The following is a 25,283-nucleotide window of genomic DNA, read 5'->3' on the forward strand; positions in this document are numbered from 1 at the left end:
GCCGAAGCTGTGGTCAGTCTATTGCGCGATCACGTTCACATCGTAACGGTGCATCATATCGAGTAGCTCTTCACGCTTGATCCGGTACATCTGCCCGCCAGCATAAGCTTTGCGGCGATGACGGTCAGCCAGTTGCAACCGGTTGAGAATATGCCCAATCCATTGCGTGTGTCCCATCTGTTCTTTCGTATAACTCAACAAGGATTGAACCTGCACGCGCAAATCGGTTGCTTTGATCCACATGGTTTCCTTCGGGCAAACAACCACCCGATAGACCATTTCATGCAGCAGCTTTTTTTGACTGCTGCGTTTTAGCTTGTTATACAGTATGCTCACTTTTACAATGATCGTGAGTGCCGCATCCAAATTGGCGATGTGAACATCGTTGTGCGCCTGTAACGACTGTAGTGCCCCCTCTCCCGCTGCGCGGGAGAAGGGGCTAGGGGTGAGGGTAACGGCGCACCATCAACTAATATAAGGGAATGTCGCTATGGCGAAACAATCAATCATCCCCCCTATTGGCAAGAAGGTTAGTCTGAAGGATTATGATCCCGCCTACACGGGCGAGTTTAAGGATAAACGTGAGGCGGAAGAGGCGACCCAAAAAGACCTTGAACGCCTTGACATCATTCAGGACACCCTCTTTGCCGGAGCAGAAAAATCGGTTCTTGTCGTCTTTCAAGCAATGGACACGGGCGGCAAAGACGGGGCGATCCGCCATGTATTTAAGGGGGTTGACCCACAAGGCGTTCAGATTAGTTCCTTCAAAGCGCCCACTGCTGACGAACTCGCCCGTGATTTTCTCTGGCGGGTGCATCGCTGCGTCCCGCCCAAAGGGATGATCGGCGTCTTTAATCGCTCCCATTACGAAGATGTTTTGGTTGTGCGCGTCCATAACCTTGTGCCGAAAACAATCTGGAAAGAGCGTTACGACCACATCAACCGCTTTGAGGAACTGCTCAGCGAACACAGGACGATTATCCTGAAATTTTTCCTGCACATCTCGAAGGCGGAGCAAAAAGAACGCCTTGAGGCACGTCGAGACGACCCCCAAAAACGCTGGAAATTCAACCTAGGCGATTTGAAAGAGCGTGATCGGTGGGATGATTACATGGCGGCATATGAGGAGGTGTTGACAAAATGCAATACCTCCTACGCCCCTTGGCACATTGTCCCTGCCAACAAAAAATGGTACCGAAACTATGTGATCACACGGGCGATTTTGGAAGCATTGGAGAAGGCGAAACTGAGTTATCCCCCCGCGCCGGAAGGGGTGGAAAAGATCGTTGTCCCAGATTAAGCTCAGTATGGGCTGCGTGGAAACGTGCCACACCCTGTAGGGACGCGCTATAGCGCGTCCGCTAACCAGAACTACGGTTCAACATAGATCGGGTTGCTGAAAATCCATGCCCGTTCGATTCCTTTGTAAATGTGCCAGACCTCAACGCGGTAAGCGCCGGGGCGCTTTGCCGTAAAGGTGATGTTTTCTCGCCCTGTCGTCTCGGCAATGACCTTTCCCTCGTGAATCACCTTGAAATGGCTGCGTTCGTGGCAGAGCGCCTGAAGGGTGACCCCACTCCCTACGCGGATTGTCCCGCCCATGAGCGCTGTTCCCAACTCACCTGTGGCAGAAAAGCGAAACCCCCGTGCATTGCCAATCAGATCATAGGCGACGAATGAGCGCCCCTCGCGGAGCGCCCGATAGATAATCGCTTGATCCTCCGCCCACCGTCCGCTGAAGGGTTTATGTGCCAAGATGTGCGTGTTGACACAGCTAAAGAGAAAATCGTAGGGAAAGACAACGTGTTGGAGTATTCCCACGCGGACGGTCATTCCGTGCGCATCGGAATTGCCTATGACACTGATCGGTTTGCCTGCCATGAGCAGATCATCCCACAAGCGAAGGGTATCGGGGTTTGGTCCGATCACAAGGTCTTCGGGGCGAAAGGCGGCTCGCATCAGATTCCGCACGCCGCCTTTGATAACCCGCTTGAAATCGCTCATGTAGTTCCACAGTTCCAGCCCCGCATACCCGCTCACTTGCCAATCGACCCAGGGGATGGGCGGCTCATGGACAATGGCGAGTTCGGTATCCTTTGGATGAGCGAGATAGGCGAGACCGCCCGCCGCGTTGACCGCATCAATGAGTTCTTGGGGATCGGCAGCGCATTGGCAGAGTTCCATCCCCGCCCCATAGACAAGAAGGTGATTCACCTGTGGGTCGCGCTGGCGATCATGAACTTCCTCGCCTGTCAGAAGCAGGACATACCCGCGTTTATCATCGCCATAGTAACCCTCCACGCCGCGCACGAGGATGTTGTGATCGGTGACGATCACGAAATCGATGCCCGCCGCCAACGCCGCCGCCGCAATCTGCTCATGCGACCCTTCCCCATCCGAATACGGGGTGTGCATATGCATGTTCCCAACGTATTCGGTAAGGGTTAGGTAGCCGCCGCTCATGCCCCGTTAGTTCCCCCAATCGGTGAGGATCACGGCTTCGGGGTCAAGCGTGAGTTGGTAGATTTCCTGTGTTGCCACATGGACGGCATAGACTTCCCATTTCCCGCTGCGGTTGCTGGAAAAACCGAGATACTGACCATCCGGCGACCAGCGCACATTGATGATCTCGTTCATCCCAGAGACAAGGGCGCTTGGTGCGCCGCCGCTGACGAGGTAGATCGTTGTTTCAGAGGAGTCTTTTGCCCGTCCGGTATAGGCAATTTGCGATCCATCCAGACTGAACCGAGGGGACGCCTCAATAACTGCATCGCCATCATTCGTGATTCTGATCGGTGTGCCGCTTGGCAGCCCATCGGCAAGGTTGAGAACGTATATATCTGTCCCCGCACCATCGATAGGTGTTGTATCTGTCGTGTAGACAACCCGTATTCCATTCGGGGCAAGGTGTGGGTATAGATGTATGCCGCTATCTTTATCTGTGAGACGGACAACCTGAAGGGGGATGGGCGTCGCTGTCTCGGTGGGAGGGATGGGTGTCTCCGTCGCATCGGTGGGAGTGTAGGTAGCGGTTGGGGGCGGCGTCGCGGTGGGGGGTGTCCCGGCGATGGGAAAGTTCACCTGCAGGTAGTAAATCGTTGAGTAAAGTTCGTTTTCGGTGATATTGCGCCCCACAAAAACGAAATCACGCCCAGTAGGGGCAAGGTTTGGTTGCTTTTGATCGGCAATAGGGGGACGGTTTCCCCACAAGGCGTTGATCTCTGAAGGACGCGCCCCGCCGAGGTTTTGCAGGCGGAGCAGCAGTTGGGGGCGGCTGCCAGAGACGTAGCGCCCGTAGATGATCCGTCCATCGGTTGTGAAAATGGCATCTGCCCCGCGATTTTCGGCAACCTCTGTGCGTGTTCCGGTGGCAAGGTCAATCATGGCGATGGGCAAATAACCGTCCAGTGAGAGGGACTTTCCCGCCATGACCAAAAGCCGCCCGCTGATGCCCGCTGGTGGGGTGGCTAAGGGGGTTGCCGTCAGCAAACCACGCGGCGTATTCGTGGGGCGGGGTGTCCACGAGGGTGGCAGTGCCTGACTCGTTTGGCGGGCAATCTCCGTCACCTGAAGAGCAAGTGCCGTCGCCGTCACCATCTTCGGATCATCCGTCGCTGTGAGCGTAGGAGGGATACTTGTAGAGGTGGGTTCAGGGGGGGCGCCCGGGTTACGAAAGAGAAGTACCACCGCCAACAGCCCGACGAGGATAACGCCACCCATGATTGTCAGCGTGCGGCGCATCCCCTCATTTGCCGGGCTGATCGTCGCTCCCGACGTAGACTTCTTGCTAGTCCCAGAGGTGGAAAAAGAGGAGGCAAAAGGCTGTGTTGGTCGGCGCGGACGGCTGGCGCGGAGGTCTTCGGCGCGGTCAAGCTGCTCCAAAAGCTCTTTGGCGCGGGCGTTTTCCGGGTTGATGATCAGGACGTTCCCCAGACAGGTTCGTTTTTCCTCAACATCGTCGCTTACCGAGGCAAGCAACAGCCATGCCCGTTCATGCTTATCGTCAAGCTCGGTTACTTCACGGTATTTATTTTTGGCGGTGGCGCGATCTCCGGCTTTCGCTGCTGCCGCAGCTTCGCGCATAAGCTGCTCAATCCGTGCATTTTTATCAGCGCCTGCTTTGGTGGTCACGCTTTAGAACTCCCGCCTAGAAACCCGGACGAAATTCAACGGAAAGGACGTTCCCGTTTTGGTTGGTCACTTGCTGCGCGTTACGCCCTGTTGCCACAGGGACGATGAAAAGTTGATACTGCCCACCGTTGCGGTTCGAGGCATAGGCAAGGTACAAGCCATCGGGCGACCATGCCGGGTCCGCATTGGAGGCGTTGCCATCCTCCACCAAAAGCGGGCGCTCATCCGACCCATCGGCACGCATCAGGTAAATCTTGGCAAGAGAGCGGCTGCGCGTGCTGATGAAAGCAATGGTTCGACCATCGGGCGAAAAGACCGGGCGTGTATTCTGCCCCCCAGAGTTTGTGAGGGCAACGGGCTTTGCCTGCGGGGTGTCGTTTTCCACAGGCAGGGCAAAAATCTGGAAGGACTGCCGTCCGGTGGTATCCGAGGTAAAGACGAGTGTTTTTCCATCGGGCGAGAACGCCGGATCAATATCGGCATAGGGCGTTGAGACATAGCGAATCACGTTTGTCCCATCGGCATTCATCAGGTAAATCTGGTCATTCTCAAAATCGCTGGCGACAAACGCAATTCGTTTGCCGTCCGGCGACCAGGCAGGTGAGCGCACCCGTGAGGACTGCACCTTCGTCAGGATCACCTCTTCCGACCCATCGGCGTTGGCAACGGCAATCTGTTCAGAACCATCGGCAATCGTGGTATAGGCAATTTTGCGCCCATCAGGGGAATAGCTGGGATTCGCCAAAAACCGGTCTGTCAGCGTGCTGTCACGTGAACCATCCCCATTCACAATACGGGTACTGGAGACGCCCTCTCGTTCCAAACTATATACCAAGCGATAGCCCGCTAAGGGTGGCAGGGTTGCTGGCGGCGTGTTCGTGGGTGCGGGGGTGTTCGTGGGAATAGGCGTCCATGTAGCGGGGTTACTTGTCGCGTTCGGGTCAATGGTCACCCGCGTGGCGATCAACTCGACGGTGGGTGAACTCTGCTGCACAACGCGAGTGGGTGTCTGGTTTACAGGGGTAGGCGTCAGAGGGGCTGTGCCGAACCCGCCTGTGGCAAGCAAAATCCCCACACCAATGACCGTCACCCCTAGAAGGACAAAAAATAGAATCTGTGGATCGACCCCGTTGGGATTGCGCTGCCGCCGCCACGCCTCTTTCGTAGCGCTGCCAGCCGCCTCCCCCGCACGAACGGTGGGGGCAGTAACCGGCGGCGGGCGGCGGATGGTGCTGGTGGCGGGGGATTGCCCCGCGCCTGTTTTAGCACCCCCTTCTTCGGTTAGGGAAACAATCCCCTGCGAGGGAGGGGAGGGTTTCAGGCGCTCTAAGGCTTGGCGGGCGCGTTCATTGTTAGGGTTGATCTCTAAGACATTTTCAAGGCAAATACGCCGTTCACGGGGTGTCTCCACCACAGAGGCGAGGACGAGCCACGCTTGTTCATTGCTATCGTCTTGCTCAAGCACTTTTTCAAGCGCCTGCCGTGCTTCGCCACGCCGTCCCGCTTTGGCGGCGGCAATCCCCTGTTGGAGGAGCTTATCCACTGCGTTCGATTCGTTATCCACACTCACACCTCTAGGGAAAAACTAGGGAATGACCACCACAACGAGGATCGCCACAATGACGATCAAGAGAATGAGGAAAAACACCAACGTCATGCCAAAACGCATGGAGGCTTGTTCGGTGTTTTGAATGGCATCATCCATCGCCCGCATCAGCTTCTGGGCGCTGGCATTGTTAGGGTTAATATCCAAGACGGTTTGAAGGAGGCGGCGTTTTTCAAGCTGATCGTCTTGGACAGACGCCAACCACAGCCAAGCCCGCTCGTTGCGCTTGTCTTGGTCAAGGACACGCTGAAGGATTACCTTGGCGCTGTCTTTGTTGCCCATCCTCGCCGCCTCAATACCCTGTCGTAACAGGTCTTCAAGGCTAAGCCCCTTTGGTTCGCCAGATCGTGCTGTCATTCTTTGATCCTCTTTCCGTGCAGTGCGCGTCCCACCCCTAGCCTCGTTTGGAGAATAGACTAGCTTGGAGAATATCCATATGAATATAGGGTGAATATAGCCCGAAACGGCGAAGAAAGGCAAGCATCTCCGCCGAAAGGCATGGCGGCAATGCGCTCACCTTATCACCCCTACCATCCTCGCGCCCACCGCTGCACTTCGTCATAAATCGGGCGAGGGCGAAAATCGACGGTGACAAAGGCAAAATAGTCTTGGTAGGTGCGATGAAGGATGGGCGAACGAAAATACCAAAAACAGAGGTTGCGGATAGTGGGATGGGCTGTTTCGGTGTAGCGCAGCGCATCCAGCGTCGAGGTGATCCGCATGGCGGGCGGGACGGCGTGAATCCAGCGAGGGTGGTCGTTCCAACTGCTTTCGGTGATGTAGATAGGCTTTTCGCCATCCCCATTCGCCGCCATGACCTCTAGAAGCAGTTCGTAGCGGCGGTAATTAAGGCGATCTGCGGCGGGCGGGTCAAGGGCGGGGCGCGTAAACCCATAGGTGTGGATCGCTAGGGCGTCAAAATAAGCCCCGCCGCCCGCCGCATACAGCCCTTCCAGAAACAGTCGGTCATCAAGGGCATTCGCGCTGCGCTCTACCGTTGGGGCAAGCGCCCCGCCGAGGATGATCACCGATGGATTTGCCGCATGAGCCGCCCTGTAGACCGCCCGCAGCAGATCGACATATTCGGCGGGGGTGACGGATCGATACCCCCACTCAAAGGCAAGATTCGGTTCATTCCAGGGGATGATGTGGGTGACTTGCCCCGCATAGCGTTTGGCAAATGCCGCCACAAAACGGGCATAGCGCTCAAAGTAAGCAGGGGTCAGCCAGTTCAGAAAACTGGGATCGGCTTTTTCTTTCGGACGCGCCCACGCCGGAACAAACCCCAAACGGGCGATAACCGTCAGCCCTTCGTGCCTTGCCGCCGCGATGATCCGATCACTGTGTGACCAATCGTAGTAGCCCTCGGCAGGTTCAAGGTATGCCCACAAGAATAGGTTGACGATGGTTGACGCGCCCATCTCGCGTACCATGCGCAGCGTTTGGGCAATGGCAAGATCGGTCACTTCGCCGTCAAGCCGCGTGTGGACACAGGTGATTGGGTGTGCCGTTTGAACCGTTTGCGGCGGGGTGGGCAGCAGCCGCGCCGGAGGAGGGCGAATTTGGACGATCAAGAGCGCGGCAACGGCAGCCCGCAGCCAGAGTCCCCAACGGGCAAGAAAAGTCCCCTGAAAGGCAAGCCCGGCACGATAAGCACGCGATGCAGGGTTCATCGGTGGGGACTCATCAATCGATACCTTCTTTCGCTGCCCCTTTTCCTTCTGTGACAAAGGGCGAAGGGGCAGGGGAATTTAGCCGATTTTGAATGAACTGAACATTTCGTTGAACACCGGCGCAACGTCCTCTTGCACATCAAGGTCACAGGTTGCCGTCATCGTTATCAGAACTTGATTGATAACGAAGAATGCCTGTGTCTGCAACACCGGAACGTTACCATCAGGGTTCAGCCACGAATACATATGGTATTTGCCCGTCCCCACGCCCGCTTGCACATCATCCTCGGCAAGCAAGGTGAAGCCTGGATATTCGGCGTTTTCGGTTTCTTGGGCGTTTTTCATGACGACCTCAGCGGTCACATCCGGTTGGACGGGGCGCAAGGTGATGATTACATTGGCGCGAAGGCGCTGCCCATGACTTGGCTCAATAAACATCGCCTGAATTTCAGGCGAGGCGGTGATGAACCAGTCTGAGGGAGTCTTCAGCGTAAAGAGCGGTCCTTGAAATTCCATGTAGGTACGTGTTGCCACGAGAATGATCTCCTTTGTTCTTTGTTTGATTGTTCTAGGGTTTATCGGCACGCCCCATTGGGCGTGTTATCTATGTCTAAGGTGCTACGTTAGAGCGCATCCCACCAGCCTTTAATCGTACTGGCGGCGCTCTTGCCAACGCCAATGACTTCGTTCACGGCTTTGCGAGCGTCAATCTCAACATTGAAATTCACCCCCGCCCCAACGCCCAACGACGCGCCAATCTTCCCGCCGAATTTCAGTTTTCCATTGTCATAGCCAGCTTTCACATCGGCTTCGGCGCTCAAGCCATAGCGGACATCACCGCCAAGCGCCGCCCCAACGGGGACGCCGCCGATGTCCGTGCCATACTTGACACTGCCTTCCGCCTTACCACCGATGAATGCCGAGCCGCCGGCTTGGACATACGCCTGATTCGCGTTGAACACCGCACCGACTTCGCCTTTCACGTTTGCCCCAACGTAGGCAGAGGCTGCCACATCTGCGCCAGCAAGTTTGCCAGTATAACTAACCTTGCCGAGGTAAGCGCCCGCTTCACCGCTAATGCCCGCCTTAACGCCCGCCCCGTTTTGCTCAATGCCCCACTTGGCGCTTGCCTCTGCGGAAAGTACGGAAGCTTTCACTCCCGGCGCGATCTCTTTGTTGTGAACAAGACCGCCGCCCACCTTCCCTAAATCATCTCCGGCAAATTTGATTCCGCCGCTGAACTTGCTAGGGTTTTTCGTGAATTCATCACCGAACTTTTTACTGAACAGTTCCTTTGAGTTCGTCTTGATCACGTTGCCGTCTTTGTCTTTGACAGTGGCGGGGAGTTTCCATTCATAGGCCTTGTATTTCAGAGTCTCTGGCTTGGGCTTACTGCCTGCGCCAGCGGCTGCGGCTACCGCTGCCTTACCCGCTTGTCCAACAGCACCGCCAACCCCACCCGCGCCACCCGACGCCCCACCAGCGAACCCACCACTGCCACCACCAAAACCACCCGCGCCACCCGCTGCGCCGCTACCAACCCCGCCCGCGCCACCCGCCCCGCCCCCGCCGCCAAATAGAGCGCCGGATTCCTCCTCCGCAGCGCGTAAGGCGTCGCTGATCTTCTTCGTCGCCCCGCCCGCATCGTGCAAGACGCCCTTCAGTTTCTTCATGCGGGGAAACACAAAGTCTGCCATCTCCCGTGTGAAGTTATCGGCAGCCTCGCCTATCCAGCCGCCCCCGCTCAGCGATTCGCTGATACGCTGAATAGCTGAGATAAGCTGCTCGGTTTGCCCGGCTTCTTGGATAAACGCTTGGGCAATCTGCGCTAGTCCATCATAATCAGCCTGTATTTTAGCCGCCATAAGAACGCTATCCTCTCTGACCGTGATTCGTTTGAAATCGGTTGGTGTCCGTAAGAATGGACGCGATTATGGCATGGAGGTGTTCCCGACAGAAAGAGCAATATTCATAAAGACCTGTGCAGAAGACGTAAAAATCGCTACACTTCCCTTCAGCTTTCTCCGAGAAAACCGCACAAGCACTGAAGGATACACGCACGATCCATGAGCAGCGCTGAACACGTCACCCCCCGCCTGATCACGATGAAGTTCGGCGGCACCTCCATGGGCAACCATGACGCCATAGCCCAAGCCGCCCGCATCATCCTCGATCATCGTATGCAAGGACATCGCATTCTCACCGTTGTTTCAGCGATGAGCGGGGTTACTGATAAACTGAAAACAGCCGCACGAACAAGCGCTATTGGGGACGATGAGGAACACGCCCGCATCATTGACGACCTGCGCCGCCGTCATACAGAGACCGCCGAGCAACTCGTCAGCGATGAGGCGCTCCGTAAAGCGCTGGTAGACGACCTTGATGCTTTATTAGACAGCCTGAATGCGCTTTGTCACAGCATCGCCGTCTTGAAGGAAATCACGCCGCGTGGGACGGATTTGATCATGTCCTTTGGGGAGCGGCTGAGCGCCCGCCTTCTCGCCGCCCATCTACGCGATCTAGGGCAACCCGGGCTTGCCATTGATGCCAGCGATATTATCGTCACCGATGATAACTTTCAGGACGCTGCCCCGCTGATGGAAGAAACCCAAGCGCGGGTGACGGAACTCCTGCTGCCTTACCTGCATGAGGGGAAACTCCCCATCCTCACTGGTTATATCGGGGCAACCCGCGAGGGAATCATCACGACATTGGGACGTGGCGCCAGTGATTACAGCGCGGCGATCCTCGGTGCCTGTGTGAACACCGATTACCTCTGGATTTATACCGATGTAGACGGGATCATGACCACCGACCCGCGTCTTGTCCCCACGGCGAAGGTCATTCCCATCCTCAGCTATGGAGAAGTGGGCGAGCTTGCCTATTTTGGGGCGAAAGTCCTTCATCCCAAGACCGTGCAGCCCGTCATTGATAAGGGAGCGCCGGTGCGTGTGCGGAACACCTTCAACCCAAGCCATTTAGGGACGCTCATCCAGCCGCAATCTGAAATTACCCAGGGGGCGGTTAAAGCGGTTACGGTGATCCGCGATGTCAGCCTGATCTCTGTGGAGGGGCGGGGGATGGTCGGCGTGCCGGGCATTGCCGGACGAACCTTCATGGCGGTGGCGCGGGTGGGCGTCAGCGTGCTGCTCATTTCGCAGTCATCCTCCGAGCAGAGTTTCTGCTTCATCGTCCCCCAAGCGAAAACGGCGATTGTGTTGGACGCGATCAAGAAGGAACTGCGCCATGAACTGGAACGTGGGGATGTTGACAGCGTGTGGGCGCGTGAAGATGTGGTGATCGTCACCACTGTTGGCGCGGGGATGCGCGGAACGCCCGGCGTTGCCTCGCGGGTGTGCAGCGCCCTAGCAACGCGAGGGATCAATATTTTGGTCATTGCGCAAGGATCATCGGAGTACAGTATTTCCCTTGTCTTGCGCACCGAGGAAGCAACGGAAGCCGTCCGCGCTCTGCATGAATTAATTTCGCTGATATAACGCGGGAAACAGGCTATGACTACCGACTCTTCTCCACTTATGGTTACCATCAGCGCTCAAGGGGTGAACAAAATCTTCAACCCGGGCGGAACCAACGAGGTGATCGCCCTCGAAAATGTCAACCTCACCGTGAAACCGGGCGAATTCGTCTCGCTCATTGGTCCCTCTGGCTGCGGAAAGTCAACCTTGCTGCGCCTGATTGCCGATCTGATCACACCAACCAGTGGGGAACTGCTGGTGAATGGCAAGACGCCCGACGCCGCCCGCAGAGATCGAGATTACGGGATCGTCTTTCAGAATGCCACGCTCTACGATTGGCGCACTGTTGCCAAGAATGTTCAGCTTCCTTTAGAGATCATGGGTTACCCGTCGAAAGAACGTGCAGCCCGTGCGCAGACAATGCTTGATCTCGTTGAATTGGGTGGGTTTGGCAACCATTTCCCCTGGCAACTTTCGGGGGGTATGCAGCAGCGCGTCTCCATTGCGCGGGCGCTGGTCTTTGATCCGGCGATCATGCTCATGGATGAGCCGTTCGGGGCGCTGGATGAATTCACCCGCGAACGGATGAATCTGGAACTTTTGCGCCTTTGGGAGCAGACGAAAAAGACGATTATCTTCGTGACGCACAGCATTCCCGAAGCGGTCTTTCTCTCCACCCGCGTTGTGGTCATGTCCCCCCGTCCGGGGCGGATCACGCAGGTGGTTGATGTGCCGCTGCCCTACCCGCGCACCTTTGACACCCGCGAAACAGATGCCTTTTTCCAAAAGGTGATCGAAGTCCGCGAATACCTCCGCGAGGCGCACGAGGTCGATGATGAGATTGCCGCTGCCCAAACTGCAAAGACGACGAAGGCGCTCAAAGGGCGAAACCGCAGCGAGCCACTTTAGCGCAGGGAAGATAGCATCTGTAATCGCATCCTCAAAGTGGCGATCTGAACGAAATGTAGTTTACCTCAGTAAAAACCCCTCGCCACCTATCCCTTTCTACGCAAAATAACGGTACAATTCGGGTTTGGCTTAGCGTGTTCGCAGAGGACAAACCCGCATGGAACTCGCCTTTACCTATGTGTTTGTGGGTGGCTTATGTATTGGCATTGTCACCCTGATCATCGCCGGAATCCGCAGCCGGGGACGACTGAAGGCACTCTTTCCATGGCTGATGGTCGTCCTTGTTTCGGCGCTGCTGGCAAAAATGATCAACATCCTGCCCCCCGATGCCCATTTGGGGCAGTATGCCAGCTTTTTCCTCGGCGGCTTGACCCAACCCGCCCTTTATGTGGCGCTTGCCAGCGCCCAAATTGCCGCCTTTGCCGCCCTTTCCATCCGCTATTATGGGCTGCGGGGGGCGCTGGTGCCCGGGATCACCGGCGTGGTCTGGGTCGTCGCTATCTTTGGCGCAGCCCTGCAAACCCCCGGCAAGTTCGTCCTGATTGGCGCGACGGGGTGGTTGGGAAAAGTATTCACCCCACCCAACCCCTTGGGGTTGGTCGTTCTTGGTGGCTGGCTCATTTTAGGCTTAATCATCCTCGCCGGGGCGTTTTATACCTTTGCCACCGCCCGCCTACCGGAAATCTCCAACCGAGCGCTCTATTGGCTAACTGTCGCCCCAATGGTCATCATGGGCGAACTGCTAGGCATCAGCGGCAGCCAATTCCTCCGCGAAATTGGTTGGTTGGTCAGTTTCATTGGCCTGATCGGGGCGTTTTATGGGGCGCTCTTACACGGCGTCTTTGACGTTCGGCGGGTGATCCGCGTCAGCATCACAGCGGCGCTGACGACGGGACTTTCGGCGGCGGCTGTTTTTATCACGCTGCTGCTTGCCCAAGCCCTTGACCCCGCCATTCCCAACCGTCTTTTGGCACTGGTGGGGCTGGCGTTGGCGGCGGCTCTCGCCTATTTGCCTTTGCGCAGCCTGATCAACGGTATTATGGATCGGATTTTCGGCGCTTCCCGTGAAGACCCTACCTCGGCGGTGCGCATTTACAGCCAAAATATCGCTGGCGAGGTTGAACTTCCAAAGGTCTCTGATCAGGCAATTGACATGGTGCGCGGTTCGTTGGGGGCAAGGCGCGGGGGGCTGCTGCTTGCCACCCGTGACGATAACAACACAATCCGCCTTGAGCCGATGGAAAGCCCCAACGCTGATATGCCCGAAGTCCGAGGGTGGATCGGCAAAGATAGTCCCCTGTATATGGCATTTTTTGAACGTCGCATCCCGCTGCGGCAGTATGATCTTGAGTATGGGAGCGATTACGCCACCATGCCGCCCGAACTGCTCTCCTTTTTTAAGCAGCTTCGGATGAGCGCCTTTGCGCCCATTGTTGGGCAGGGGCAGGTGATTGGTATTCTGGCGGCGGGCGGCAAGACGAACGATGACTCGTATTCCCCGCAAGACCTCGAACTCTTGGCGACGATTGCCGCCCAAACGGGGGCGGCGCTGCGCAACGCCCGCTTGGTGAACGATCTCCGCAAGGCGCGTGACGAGACGCAGGAACTGAATATCGACATCATCCGCACGAAAGAACGCCTCGAGCAGTTGGACAAGGTGAAGACGGACTTCATCACCATTGCCAGCCACGAACTGCGCACACCATTGGCGCAGATGCGCGGATACACCGATATTTTAGAGGCGCTCAATGAGCAGCGTCATCTTGACCCCGACCAAACCGCCGGTCTGACGAACAACCTTCGCAAGGCGACAGATCGCCTTGAGCAGTTGATCGCCGATATGCTCGATGTGAGTCAGCTTGGCTTAGAGGCGATGGATTTGCGCTTTTCGCCAACCACAGTGGATAACGTCATGCGTCTTGCTATTGAGCCGCTGGCAGATTCGGTGAACCAACGGAAACTCCAACTGACGGCAAAGGGGCTGAAGGCGCTTCCGCCCATTCAGGCAGATATGCAGCGGTTGGTGCAGGCGTTCCGCAATATTGTGCTGAACGCGATCAAATACACGCCCGATGGGGGACGAATCGATATTACGGCAAAGACGCAAACAAACGAACGAAATAACGAGGAAGAAATCGTCATTGCCATCCGCGATACAGGGATTGGCATTGAACCGAAGTTCCAAGACCTGATCTTTGAGAAGTTTTTCCGCATTGCCGATCCGGGCTTACATTCTACGGGGACAACAAAATTCATGGGCGCTGGTCCGGGCTTGGGCTTGACCATTGCACGGGGGATGATTGAAGGTCACGGTGGGAAAATCTGGGTGGAAAGCCCCGGACACGATCCTGAAAAATACCCTGGCACCACCTTCTACATTATGCTCCCCGTCAACCCGCCGGAAAATGCTAAACGGGTGAAAGGCTTAGAGGGTGGCGGGGTGCGTCCCACCTCCCCCATGAAGCCGGGAATGATGCCCGTTGGGAAACGCTAGGCGAACGCCCAAACAAGCCCGCAGCCAACAGCGCGTCGATCACCTCTTGACAACGGCGGCAGCAGTCTTTGGCGAGGTGGGCTTGGCAGAGGCAACCACCAACCAGATCGCAGCGCGGGCGGGGATGTCCATTGGCTCGCTCTATCAGTTTTTCCCTAACAAGGAAGCGATCTGGGCAGCGTTGATTGAACGTTATGCCTTCCAACTTCGCGGATTGTTAAGCGCTGAGGGTATGGCGGATCGCCCCTTTCGAGAGGTAATTCAAACCATCATCACCCGTCTGCTTGCGTTTGATACCGAACATGCCGGATTCAAAGCCCTGTTCATCACTGGTCCTACGGCAGAGCAGATCAACGCCGAAATTGTCAACCAAATCTGTGATCTGTTTCGGACGCGGTTTCCGGCTCTCTCGGAAGAAATTGCACTTCCAACCGCACTGGTCGCCGTTTCCTTAGTGCGCGGGATGCTGACCTTAAGGAGTGACCCACACCCCGCCGCGCCACCACTACCCTCTCTTGTGGGGGAGATTACAGCGGCGCTTTTGGGCTATTTGCGAACAGTGCTGCTGCGGCATGGGGTAACGATTCCGGCGGATATTGAGGCAGTCTAAACCTCTGACGATGAGAACGCGACTGTGGTATGAGGTTAACTGTTTTCCCACTCCGTCCCACAAACTGCACAAAACCAATAGCCACCCTCATCGGTGACCCATTCTAAAACCCCTTTGTGGCAGCCCGGACAGCGCTCTAGTGGCAAGTCTGCTTCTCGCCAGAGCCGCTCACAGCGTGGGCAATGGCTGAGCGTTTCCCCGCCCAATTCTTCGGAAAGCATCCAACAATGGCAGGTGGGGCAGCGGCTCATTGTGTGGGCAAAGGCATCGCCCCACCCTACCCCACACCCGCCGCATAGCCAGAGATCATCATCCTCGTGGTAAGTCACCGATGCGCCGCATTTAGGGCATCCCAAACGGCGGCTGGCATGCTCATGCGCCCATCCCAAATAGACCTTAATGTCGTATAGTTTTTGCTTTGCCCGTCGCGTCCCTAATTTTGCTCGCAACCACTCCAACGGGTCTTTCTTACCTTTGCTGTTGTTGCAGCCACCTTCACCATGACATAAAGGGAGGATGTTTTCTGCCGTTGTGCCGGGGCAGTTCGCATCCGTCAGAGGAATCCAGTGATCTTGGGCCAATGTATGCCATAACCCGCGTGGGCGCTCACAAACGGCACAGCGGTGATCCCAATAGGTTAGGGCGCGTTCCCAGTCGGCGTTCGTTAGCGTGTTGGGAAGGCGGCGCTTGCGGATAAGGTAAGGGCGCTCCGCTGCTGTTGGGTGTTGAGGCAGCGCCGTTTCATGATGCCCAACGCGCAAAAATACCCCTCGCATCCAATTGCTAAAAGCACGTAATGGACGCTGGTCGTTTGTCTGTGTATCCATACTAAGATATCAATGGGGCTACGATAACGAAAATCTAACCTAATGTAAATTATACGCCCTTTTGTGCGAATGCGAACGAATTTGTCAAAAATATCTTGTTAGGACTTACGCAGTTGAACGTGTTTGCCCTGTATTCATCCAAAGCGGAAATTTGAGGGGGACCCCTCAAAAAATGGATTCCCCCTTCTCCCAGTGGGAGAAGGGGGTTAGGGGGATGAGGGTTGCGGCGCTCTAGTGGAGTTGGGACCATTGGTTAAATACCAAAACCATTTTTCAAGCGGTTATAATAAATACTCAAGACATTCGATCTCAGCACAACGAATACAAGCATAAGGGAAAGGGATCATTGCGCATGACTGTAACTCCTAAGAAAGCGCCTCAGACCGTCCGTCAGGATGGTACGCGGGTTGCCACTTTGATTGACGGCGTAAAGATTCACTCTCAAGTGACACAACAAGACGAACGCGGCACATTGACAGAACTCTACAGCCCGTATTGGAGATTTGATTCGATCCCGCTGGTATTTCTCTACACAGTCACCGTCCGTCCCGGCAAGGCAAAGGGATGGGCAGTCCATCATGATCAAGTGGATCGCTACTTTTTTTGGGGAGGGACGGCAAAACTCGTTTTGTTTGATGACCGCCCCGAATCGCCTACCTACAAGTTGATCAACGAACTCTATTTCAGCGAGTTCAACCGCAGCCTTGTCCTTGTGCCGCCGCACATTTATCATGCCGTGCAAAACGTAGGAACAACAGATGTTGTCATGATCAACTTACCAAGCGAACCCTACCATCATGACGATCCTGATAAATACACCCTCCCCTTAGAAAACGATTTGATCCCTTACACCTTCAAGCCGGAGAGCGGGCATTGAGCGCTGGAACTCAAGGAAAACCCCCTCGCGTCAGCGTGATTGTTGCCGCTTACAATTGGTCGAGCGTTTTGCGTTTGGCGTTGCGCACTGTCCTTTGGCAGACATTTACTGATTTCGAGGCACTCGTCATTGGCGATCACTGCACGGATGATAGCGAGGCGGTGGTTGCCTCGTTCAACGATCCACGTCTGATTTGGCATAACCTTCCTGAAAATATAGGCAACCAAGCGGGCGGAAACCAAGTCGGACTGTTCATGGCGCGGGGGGAATACACCGCCTACATGCATCAAGATGATTTGTGGACGCCGAAGCACTTAGAGGTTTTGGTTGCCGCATTGGAGACGACTCCTGCTCACCTTGCCTATACCTATTGCCTTCAAGTTAGCCCTGCGGAGGATAACCCTGAGGATAGGATTCGGCGCGTTTTGGGGATGCCAAACACGGGGCGTCTGACAAAAACAAACCGTTCGATCATGATTCCGACGATTATGCACCGCACCGAACGAGGACGGACGATTGGGGGATGGGGCAATTGGCGGGCGACACCAAAGCGCGTCACCTTCGATTTTATAGAGCGCGTCATGGGGGAGGAGGAATCTCACCTACCCGTGCCAGAGATCACGGTAATCAAGTTCAACTCTGCGGAGCGGCGTAATTCGTACATCGAAAAACCGAGCCACGAGCAAGCTGATTTTCTTGCCCGTCTTGAGAACCAACCGGATTTTTGGTATCGGGAATTGATCCTCGCTGTTGATGCCCATGTTCGGGATCGGCTGCCGATTCGGGCGCTGCCTCCCCGTCCAGAGAATGCTCCACCCGGATGGGGAATCGCCTACATGCGTTACCTGCGTGGGCTAGAGCCAGCGCCGCCTTATGTCCCCCCGGCAAAGCCGCGCCGTGTGCGGAGGGTGGCGCGGCGGATTCGCAAGCTGATTCCCAACGCTATTCGGAGTCGGGTGGCGGCAGGGCTTACCCGCGTAGGGAGATTTTTTGCTGAGACGTGAAACCAATTGATGAAGGCTTGCCTAAAATCGATGAACGCTCCACCCCTACGAACCTTAGACTAGGGGTGGAGTGTTATAGACCACCAACAAAAGCCATGCCCGTTTGTCTTCCCCTTCTTGTGCGTGGGCACCAACCTCAACAGCTATCTCAACTGGACTTCCCCGGCGTGGTATATGCTGGCTCAGGGGCAGGTCACAGCGACGCCCAAAACGTCTCCAGCGCGGCAACAGTCTCCGGTAGTTTTTCCCAATGGGGTAAGCCTCGTGTCGGGACGATGCGTACAGCCCGCCAATTGGGGCAGCGTTCCAATGTCGTGGGGAGCATGGCAAAGCCGATATTGGGGTCTACATCATAGAGAGTCAAGACAGGCAAGGTCAATGCCTCATAGATGGTTTCCCGAATATTGGGTGTGAAAAGCTGTCCGCTGATGAAATGTAATGGGGCGTGACGTGCGCCTGGACGGTGTCCACTGGCAAGCGCATAGCGAATAAGCCCCTCGTCTGCCGCCCCTTCAAAGGACTGCCCTAAAAAATAGCGGATGCTGCGCTCTGAGACGAGCAGATCGTAGAGCGCCTGTCCCCACACGGGAAACGACAGCACCCGATGAAGGGTATTGCCAAACGGCACACTGTTTTGGCTTGCCCCGCCGCGCCCTGAAAATCCCGTTGGGGAGATCAGCCCTAGCGAATGAACCCGCGCCGGGTTGATCTGCGCCGCCCGTGCGACGAACTCTGCCCCCAACGAAAGGGCGATCAGATCGGCGGGTTGTTTTTCACGGAGTTGTGTTTGCAAGAAAAGGGCGATCACATGGGTATAGAGATCGGGTGTGTAGGGGCGATCTGCCCGATCACTAAACCCGAAACCGGGCAGATCAAGGGCATAGATCGGGCGTTTACCCCGATAGTAATCAAAGAGCGGGCGCATTTCGTAGGCAGAGGCAGCCGTATTGATGCTGTGGATCAGGATGAGCGGGCGCCCCACACCCGCCCGCGAGACATAATAGCTTTGCATACCAGCGCCCGGAACAGCAAAGGTTCGCCGTTCGCCATCCAACGCAGGCGGGAGATCATGGTTATGATTAATCGCCAGAGCGCTGTAGGCGATCCCGCTGAGCAGCCCCACGATCCCACCACCCAGGACGACTTTTAGAGCGGTTTTGGAAAAGCGCGACATCTGGATTAGCCTGTTAGTCCAGCCACAAAGAGATCAAGCGCCAAACGCCCTTCCACCCGTCCGGTTTTGATTGCGTAGTCGGTATCCAACAAATTGCGGTAAATCCCTTCCAATTGGGGCAGTTCAAAGCGACGTGCTTGCTCTCGAAAGGACTGTGCGATTTTCGGATATTTTGCTTCAGGAAGGTCGCTCACATTCCCCCCTGTGTCGATTTTTTCCCGAACTTGAATCAAGATGCGAAACTGCCGAATGATCATCCCAAAGAGTTGGAGTGGTTCTTGTTTCGGGTCGCTCAAAATACGCTCAATCAACGCAGTGGCGCGTTGCCCATCGCCGCGCCCAATGGCATCGACAATGCTGAAGATGTTCGCCTCAGCCACATAGACGGTCAGCGCCGCCACGTCCTTTTCGGTAATCAGCCGTCCCCGCGCATAATCAATCAGCTTGGCACATTCGCTCTCGACGGCGTAAAGGGAGAGGTGTTCCACCCCAACAAAGGCGCTCCCTAATGCCAATGCCGCCTTTGGCTCAATGTTCCCACCTTCTGCCTCAATCCGTTTGGAGATCCAACGGGGGAGGTCTGCCAGAGCAGGGATGGGAAATGTTTTTGCCAAACCGCGCAAAGTAGGCTGATTTGCCAATTTAAGGAGGGGATGTGTGTCGTCTAGTGCTTTTGTTTCAAGAAAGACCAAGCGTGCAGTTTCGGGGAGTGCTTGCACACCCCTCACCATCGCTTCGTAATCTGCCTTCGCCGCCTTGCTGGAGGAACGCCTGCTGCTGGCGCCGCTGTATAAACCTTCGAGGATTACCAAGCGGCGCTCAGCGAGGAACGGCATTACCCGTGCCGCCGCTACCGCCGCCCCAAAGGATGATGTTTTGCCGTCCAGAAAGGCAGTGTTCAGCATCCCGGGATCATTCATTTTCTCCCGCATGGCGCGAACTTCCCGCCGGAGGGTGAATTCATCCTCGCCATGCAGCACATAGAACAGGGGCGGGGCAGTGTTTTTTGCGGTCATTTGCAGTACCCTCACTGGTTGGGCTACAACCAGCCTTCTTACAAGAAGGGCGGGCGTCGTTCGTTTACCCCTTGATCACCACCGCCTAGCCCATTGGTAAGTATATAGTGTTAAGGGGGGCTGTCAACCATTAAGGGGGTCAATCTCCTTGAACCATGCTGTAGGGTGGCCCTAACCAGCGGTGGTTGTCACGCGGTGGATAATCATCGTTCCCCCACGTAACCCGCGTGACTCGCGGCGGGTGATTCCGGTGATCTGCATCTCGCCGGGATCGCCCAATGTCGTCAGATGTTCTTGGAGTTGCAACCCCAACGGACGGGAAAAAATGATCGCCACAACTGCCAGCAAAACAACTGTTGGCAGACGCGAAAGGTACTGTACCATCCCGCGCTTCACCCCAAAACTGCTGACCCATGCCGCCAGACTGACCAGCGTTCCAGTGGTGAGCAGCGATGTCCCACAGTTAGGGTGAACAGCCAGCGAATGTTCCCCATTTCGCATCCGGCGAAGGGCTTCTCGTGCCGCAGCCTCTACTTGCTCGGTAGGAATATCGCCAATCAGCCAAAAGCCCCCCCCATCACTGCGTCCGGCGGCGGAAAGTCCCTGAATCTTCGCGCTGAGCATATGGACAGTGGCATGTTCCAATCCATGATTGCGGCGAGTGCGCCGGATGTATGGCTGCTCTAGCAGTGGGCGAATGTTCTCGGCAAGACGGGCGACAAGTGACGGCACGCGGGAAACCCTCCCTAACCCCTATGTGATATTCCCAAAGGTAGCACAAGTGATCGTTCCGCGCTACCTCACACCCGCGCCATGACCCGCTCGATAATCTCGGCGGCAATATCATATTTCCCGAAGGGGGGAATCAGATATGCGCCCTGTACCATCCCTTGTAAATCACTCAAAATCTCGGTGGCAATCTGGATACCTACGGTTGGGTTCACCTCTCCGGCGGCGGTGATCCGCTCTCGAATCGCTTCGGGAATTTCTACACCGGGGACTTCATTATGCAAGAAGGAGGCGTGTTTTGCTCCGTAAAGCGGCAAGATGCCTGCAAGTATAGGCATTTTCAACGCCCCGTAGAGCGTTTCGTAGCGCTTCAGGAAACCCTCCACGCGGGCGGGATCATAGACGGTCTGCGTCAGAGCAAAATCTGCCCCTGCCTCGATCTTCTTGACCAGCAATCCGATCTCTTTATCCAAATCTGCCGGGCAAAGGTTCAAGGCACAGCCTACGAAAAAGGAGGTGGGCTGACCAATCGAATTTCCGGCTTTGTCTGTGCCAGTGTTCAGGCTGTGCTTGATCAGGCTGATCAAGCCGGATGGCACAATATCATTTTTATCGTTGGCATCGGGGTAATCGCCAATGGCGGTGGGATCGCCCATGACGACGAAGATATTCCGCACGTTCAGGGCATGTGCTGCCAAAAGATCGCCCTGAATTCGCAGGATGTTACGTCCCCGCGTGGGAAAGTGAAGGATGGTCTCCATCCCCAAGTGATTTTGGACGAGGTGGCAAACCGCCCAGGGACTCATGCGCATCCGCGCCATTGGGCTATCCGAAACATCGACACAATCGGCGCCCGCCTCATGGAGCATGTTGGCGGAGGCGATCACTTTTTTGGCGTTAAAACTGCGCGGAGGCGCCATTTCAACGGTGATCGTAAAGTTGCCCGCCGCCAATTTTTGCGCCAGCACCGTTGGCTCACGTTCCGGTTCATTGGGAACAGGAAATTCTGTGGGAAGGACGGTGATAGCCGAAGTGCGGCGGGGGGCGCTGATCCCTTCACGCATGGCGGCGATATGATCAGGGGTTGTCCCACAGCAGCCGCCGATAATTGCCACACCGAGGTCGCTCAGCGTCCGCGCATACTCACCAAAATATTCAGGCATTGCCGGGTAAACCACCCGCCCACCCACCTGTTCGGGGAAGCCCGCGTTGGGCATCACGCTGATCAGCGCGTCTGGCTCTACGGCACGCATCACTTGGGCGATCTTTGCCAATTGCGAGGGTCCGCTGGAACAATTCACCCCAATCACATCGGCACCTGTGGCTACCAACGCCCGCGCCACATCGCCTGCCGAGTCGCCATAGATGGTTGACCCATCGCGGGTGAAGGTCATTGAGGCAATGATGGGAAGATTGGGGTTTATGGCACGAGCGCTGCTGATAGCGACAGCAATTTCGTTGAGGTCGGTGAAGGTCTCCAAAAGGATAACATCGGCACCGGCGGTGGTAAGGGCGCTGATCTGTTCACGGAACGCCTCGCCTGCTTGGTCAACGCTCACCCGTCCATAAGGGGCAAGGCGGACGCCCAAGGGACCTACTGAGGCGGCAACATAGGCTTGATAATGCCCTTCTTGGATCGCTTGTTTTGCCAGCGCCACACCAGCCACATTGATAGCGACGAGATCGGCACTGGCATCATGGGCAGCAAGTTTGTAGCGGTTTGCCCCAAATGTATTTGTCTCGATAAGCGCCGCCCCCGCCGCGAGGAAGGCATGATGAACGGCAAGGATACGCCCCGGATCGTTGAGATTCAGTTTATCTAAACAGGCGTTTAGAGGAACGCCGCTGTGATGAAGCATCGTCCCCATTGCCCCATCGGCAAGCAGGACACCTTCGTTCAAGCGTTGGAGGAAGGACATCATAGTGAGTCAATCCCTGTGGATAGGTTGTCGATTTTAGGATATCAAAACGATGGCTGCTGGTTGTTAGAGGGATACACCAGAACACCTTGTATTCAGTTTTTAAGGATAACGGATCTTGGGTGAAGTCTGCAACCACCCCGCCTTGAACATCCGGCGGTACGCTTTTCTAACGCGATTATTGCACCGTTTTCTATACGGCTCTAATGCTTGCTTGCTAGACTCTCCATAGGTCAGTCTTCGTGTGCAACACAAATCAGTGATCGGTGCGGTAAAACAAGCAAAAGGGGCGTACAATTCCCCTAAGAGATGGCGGGCGAAAGTAGGACTAGCGGATGATGCGATTTGATCGGTTCACGGAACGGGCGCAAGATGCCGCTGCCCGTGCCTACGAAATACTCCAACGTTATGGGCATAACCAAGTTGACACAGAGCATATCCTCCTCGCACTCCTTGAACAGCCCGAAGGGGTGATCTCCCAAATGCTTGAAAAGTTAGGCATTGATCAGGATGCCATGCGTGGGCGCTTGGACGAAATTTTGCGCTCGACGCCAAAGGCGTCGATCTATGGCGGCGGGGCAGGGCAGGTCTTCATGACGCCCCGTGTCAAACGGATTATTGATGTCTCGCAGGAAGAAGCCAACCGTCTGCGCGACGAATACATCTCTACAGAACACATCTTCCTTGCCATCTTGGGAGAGAAAAACACTGCCGTTGCGCGGATGCTGAAGGATGCCAACGCCACCCGCGAACGAGTCCTTGACATTATCAAAGATTTTCGGGGTGGGCAGCGCGTGACCGATCCCCAAGCCGAAACGCGCTACCGCACGCTGGAACGGTACAGCCGCGATCTCACGCGGATGGCGGCAGAAGGAAAGCTTGATCCCGTCGTCGGGCGCAGTGAGGAAATTCTGCGGGTGATCCAAATTCTCTGTCGCCGTTTGAAGAATAATCCTGTACTCATTGGGGAGGCAGGCGTTGGGAAAACGGCAATTGTCGAAGGGTTGGCTCAGAAAATCGCGAATCATGACGTACCAGAAATTTTGCTGGGACGCCGGGTGATCAGCCTTGATCTCGGCGCGATGATTGCTGGCAGCCGCTTTCGGGGGGAGTTTGAGGAACGTCTGAAAGCCGCCATTGAGGAAGTTCAGCGCAGTGAAGGGGAGATTATCCTGTTCATTGATGAACTTCATCAGGTGGTTGGTGCGGGGGCGGCACAAGGGGCGCTGGATGCTGGAAGTATGCTGAAGCCCGCCCTCGCACGAGGCGAACTGAACTGCATCGGGGCGACAACCCTTGATGAGTATCGCCAATTCATTGAGAAAGATTCGGCGCTTGATCGGCGGTTCGCTCCTGTTTTTGTGGACGAACCGAGCGTTGAAGACACGATTGACATGCTGCGTGGGTTGCAAGATCGCTATGAAGCGCATCACAAAGTACGCTTTACCGAGGCAGCACTTGTTGCCGCCGCCCGCTTAAGTCATCGCTATGTCACGGATCGGCGTTTGCCCGATAAGGCGATTGACCTGATGGACGAAGCGGCAGCAAAACTGCGCGTGGCGCTCTATAGTATGCCAAACGATCTTCGCCTCATGAAGCAAGAATTGGACAGAATCACAGCGGAAGAAGAAGCCGCCGGCGTCGCTCGTGAATACGAACGTGCTGCACAATTCAAGATGCAGCGCATCAAAGCTGGGGAGGATTACGAAGCCGCCCGTGAGGCATGGCAGCGCGAACACCTCCTCGATGATGAGGTTGATGAGAATGATATTGCCGAAGTCGTCGGGAAGTGGACAGGGATTCCCGTCAATCAGATCATCGAAGCCGAAGGGGATAAGCTGCTCCGCATGGAGGAAGCGCTCCACGCTCGCATCATTGGGCAAGAGGAAGCCGTCGCCGCCGTTGCTGATGCCATTCGCCGCGCTCGTAGTGGGATGAAAGACCCTAACCGTCCGATTGGCTCATTCATCTTCCTCGGTTCATCCGGCGTAGGAAAGACAGAACTGGCAAAGGCGCTGGCAGAATTCATGTTTGATGACGAGGATGCCCTCGTCCGCATTGACATGAGCGAATACCGCGAATCGCACACCGCCAGCCGGTTGTTCGGTGCGCCGCCCGGTTATGTCGGTTATGAGGAGGGCGGGCAACTTACCGAGCAAATTCGCCGCCGCCCCTACAGCGTAATCCTCTTTGATGAGATAGAGAAGGCACATCCAAATGTATGGAATGCCCTTTTGCAAATCTTGGATGATGGACGGCTCACCGATGGTCAGGGGCGTGTGGTCGATTTCCGCAATGCGGTGATCATTATGACCAGCAATTTGGGGACGGAATTCACCCGCAAGGGCGGCACACTCGGCTTTGTGACAAACCGCGATCCCGAATTGGTTGCCGATCACAAGAAGATTGAACGGGCGCTGCGCGAAAACTTCCGCCCCGAATTCCTCAACCGCATTGACGAGGTGATCATCTTTAGCCCGCTCTCGCTGGAGCAGGTGAAACAGATTGTCGATCTTCAGGTCAGTTCCGTCGCTGAACGGCTTGGTGAACAAGGCTTAGTCATTGAACTGACGGCGGCAGCGCGAGGGTGGCTGGCGGAACAGGGTTTCGATCCACAGTTTGGGGCGCGTCCGTTGCGGCGGGCGATCCAGCGCTTTGTGGAAAGCCCGCTCTCGGTGCAGGTTTTGAAAGGGTTGTTCCATCGTGGGGATGTCGTTCTTGTCGATGTGAACAGCGAGGGGACAGCACTCATCTTCACGCGGCAAGAGGGCGCATCGTTTGAACTGCCCACAAAGGTGGAAAACACAACCCCTAGCGAGGGCGGGTAAAAGTACCGGG

General features: G+C 55.9%; 21 protein-coding genes. 8 read left to right on the forward strand and 13 right to left on the reverse strand.

Annotated features, from left to right (window positions below; genetic code table 11):
- Positions 1-18 precede the first annotated feature (18 nt).
- Positions 19-366, reverse strand: a complete 348-nt coding sequence (locus tag HS103_18845; protein MBE7514850.1) for a hypothetical protein — start codon at positions 364-366, stop codon at positions 19-21.
- Between the two features lie 124 nt (positions 367-490).
- Between HS103_18845 and HS103_18850 the strand changes: the two genes are divergently transcribed.
- Positions 491-1,300, forward strand: coding sequence for a polyphosphate kinase 2 family protein (locus HS103_18850; protein ID MBE7514851.1), 810 nt, complete (start codon positions 491-493; stop codon positions 1,298-1,300).
- A gap of 71 nt (positions 1,301-1,371) precedes the next feature.
- Here the strand turns inward: HS103_18850 and HS103_18855 are convergent, their stop codons facing one another.
- The 7 genes from HS103_18855 to HS103_18885 all read right to left on the reverse strand — a co-directional run bounded on the left by HS103_18855 (position 1,372) and on the right by HS103_18885 (position 9,275).
- Positions 1,372-2,463 (reverse strand): CehA/McbA family metallohydrolase, encoded by a 1,092-nt coding sequence (locus HS103_18855; protein MBE7514852.1) that lies wholly within the window; start codon positions 2,461-2,463, stop codon positions 1,372-1,374.
- A gap of 6 nt (positions 2,464-2,469) precedes the next feature.
- Complete coding sequence (locus HS103_18860; GenBank protein ID MBE7514853.1) at positions 2,470-4,131, reverse strand: PD40 domain-containing protein; 1,662 nt, start codon at positions 4,129-4,131, stop codon at positions 2,470-2,472.
- Positions 4,132-4,147: 16 nt separating this feature from the next.
- Positions 4,148-5,695: a PD40 domain-containing protein gene (locus HS103_18865; GenBank protein MBE7514854.1), complete on the reverse strand. Its 1,548-nt coding sequence runs from the start codon at positions 5,693-5,695 to the stop codon at positions 4,148-4,150.
- A gap of 21 nt (positions 5,696-5,716) precedes the next feature.
- A complete protein-coding gene (locus HS103_18870; protein MBE7514855.1) occupies positions 5,717-6,094 on the reverse strand; it encodes a hypothetical protein in 378 nt (125 codons plus the stop codon).
- A 170-nt stretch (positions 6,095-6,264) separates the two neighbouring features.
- Positions 6,265-7,410, reverse strand: coding sequence for a beta-galactosidase (locus tag HS103_18875; protein MBE7514856.1), 1,146 nt, complete (start codon positions 7,408-7,410; stop codon positions 6,265-6,267).
- A gap of 78 nt (positions 7,411-7,488) precedes the next feature.
- Positions 7,489-7,944, reverse strand: coding sequence for a DcrB-related protein (locus HS103_18880; GenBank protein ID MBE7514857.1), 456 nt, complete (start codon positions 7,942-7,944; stop codon positions 7,489-7,491).
- A gap of 89 nt (positions 7,945-8,033) precedes the next feature.
- The gene (locus tag HS103_18885) at positions 8,034-9,275 is read right to left on the reverse strand and encodes a WXG100 family type VII secretion target (GenBank protein ID MBE7514858.1); all 1,242 of its coding nucleotides are present in this window, start codon (positions 9,273-9,275) and stop codon (positions 8,034-8,036) included.
- Positions 9,276-9,476: 201 nt separating this feature from the next.
- On the opposite strand from HS103_18885, the gene HS103_18890 reads away from it, so the two are divergent.
- From HS103_18890 to HS103_18905, 4 genes are all read left to right on the forward strand, one after another.
- Positions 9,477-10,907, forward strand: coding sequence for an aspartate kinase (locus HS103_18890; GenBank protein ID MBE7514859.1), 1,431 nt, complete (start codon positions 9,477-9,479; stop codon positions 10,905-10,907).
- A 15-nt stretch (positions 10,908-10,922) separates the two neighbouring features.
- The gene (locus tag HS103_18895) at positions 10,923-11,795 is read left to right on the forward strand and encodes an ABC transporter ATP-binding protein (protein ID MBE7514860.1); all 873 of its coding nucleotides are present in this window, start codon (positions 10,923-10,925) and stop codon (positions 11,793-11,795) included.
- A gap of 157 nt (positions 11,796-11,952) precedes the next feature.
- Complete coding sequence (locus HS103_18900; protein MBE7514861.1) at positions 11,953-14,289, forward strand: GAF domain-containing protein; 2,337 nt, start codon at positions 11,953-11,955, stop codon at positions 14,287-14,289.
- Positions 14,276-14,899: a TetR/AcrR family transcriptional regulator gene (locus HS103_18905; protein MBE7514862.1), complete on the forward strand. Its 624-nt coding sequence runs from the start codon at positions 14,276-14,278 to the stop codon at positions 14,897-14,899. Before HS103_18900 ends, HS103_18905 begins: the two co-directional genes overlap by 14 nt.
- A gap of 35 nt (positions 14,900-14,934) precedes the next feature.
- Here the strand turns inward: HS103_18905 and HS103_18910 are convergent, their stop codons facing one another.
- Complete coding sequence (locus HS103_18910) at positions 14,935-15,726, reverse strand: hypothetical protein (protein MBE7514863.1); 792 nt, start codon at positions 15,724-15,726, stop codon at positions 14,935-14,937.
- Positions 15,727-16,078: 352 nt separating this feature from the next.
- On the opposite strand from HS103_18910, the gene HS103_18915 reads away from it, so the two are divergent.
- On the forward strand, positions 16,079-16,603 hold the full coding sequence (locus tag HS103_18915) for a dTDP-4-dehydrorhamnose 3,5-epimerase family protein (protein ID MBE7514864.1): 525 nt from the start codon (positions 16,079-16,081) through the stop codon (positions 16,601-16,603).
- The gene (locus tag HS103_18920) at positions 16,600-17,607 is read left to right on the forward strand and encodes a glycosyltransferase family 2 protein (GenBank protein ID MBE7514865.1); all 1,008 of its coding nucleotides are present in this window, start codon (positions 16,600-16,602) and stop codon (positions 17,605-17,607) included. Before HS103_18915 ends, HS103_18920 begins: the two co-directional genes overlap by 4 nt.
- Positions 17,608-17,800: 193 nt before the next feature.
- Here the strand turns inward: HS103_18920 and HS103_18925 are convergent, their stop codons facing one another.
- The 4 genes from HS103_18925 to HS103_18940 form a co-directional block, all read right to left on the reverse strand.
- On the reverse strand, positions 17,801-18,781 hold the full coding sequence (locus tag HS103_18925) for an alpha/beta hydrolase (protein ID MBE7514866.1): 981 nt from the start codon (positions 18,779-18,781) through the stop codon (positions 17,801-17,803).
- 5 nt (positions 18,782-18,786) lie between these two features.
- Positions 18,787-19,797, reverse strand: coding sequence for a DNA polymerase III subunit delta (holA, locus tag HS103_18930; protein ID MBE7514867.1), 1,011 nt, complete (start codon positions 19,795-19,797; stop codon positions 18,787-18,789).
- A gap of 171 nt (positions 19,798-19,968) precedes the next feature.
- Positions 19,969-20,529 (reverse strand): hypothetical protein, encoded by a 561-nt coding sequence (locus tag HS103_18935; protein MBE7514868.1) that lies wholly within the window; start codon positions 20,527-20,529, stop codon positions 19,969-19,971.
- A 68-nt stretch (positions 20,530-20,597) separates the two neighbouring features.
- Positions 20,598-22,448, reverse strand: a complete 1,851-nt coding sequence (locus tag HS103_18940; GenBank protein ID MBE7514869.1) for a bifunctional homocysteine S-methyltransferase/methylenetetrahydrofolate reductase — start codon at positions 22,446-22,448, stop codon at positions 20,598-20,600.
- Positions 22,449-22,783: 335 nt separating this feature from the next.
- Here HS103_18940 and HS103_18945 point away from each other — a divergent pair, with 335 nt between their 5' ends.
- Positions 22,784-25,273, forward strand: a complete 2,490-nt coding sequence (locus tag HS103_18945; protein MBE7514870.1) for an AAA family ATPase — start codon at positions 22,784-22,786, stop codon at positions 25,271-25,273.
- Positions 25,274-25,283 lie beyond the last annotated feature (10 nt).

It is taken from the genome of Anaerolineales bacterium (assembly GCA_015075625.1).
GTDB lineage: Bacteria > Chloroflexota > Anaerolineae > Aggregatilineales > UBA2796 > UBA2796.